Annotated in this window: 1 protein-coding gene; it reads left to right on the forward strand. The window is 36.4% G+C overall.

Going from position 1 to position 376, the window contains the following annotated elements; genetic code table 11:
* Nucleotides 1-376: DDE-type integrase/transposase/recombinase (locus tag AC1DKZ_RS33155; protein WP_476997986.1), on the forward strand; the 376-nt coding region annotated here is incomplete at both ends.

Here is a 376-nt window from a genome sequence, read left to right on the forward strand (position 1 = left end):
GTAGAACGACAATTCCAAAACCGCAAACAAAATGAGGTACTTGTCACAGATATCACTTATTTGCCATTCAAAGATAAATTTCTCTATTTATCGGTCGTTCAAGACCTTTACAATAATGAAATCGTTGCTTGGAAACTCTCACATCGCAATGATTTGCAACTTGTTCTAAAAACATTAGATTTAGCAACACAAAAAAGAGATGTGTATGGAACCATCATCCACTCAGATAAAGGATTCCAATATACATCTCCTGCTTATTATCGTATGCTTCAACAGCTAGGCGCCATCGGCAGCCATTCCCGCAAAGGAAACTGCCATGACAATGCTTGCATTGAATCATTCTTCTCTCATTTTAAATCTGAAATGTTTTATCTTA

This window comes from Bacillus sp. 05T21 (assembly GCF_056396785.1).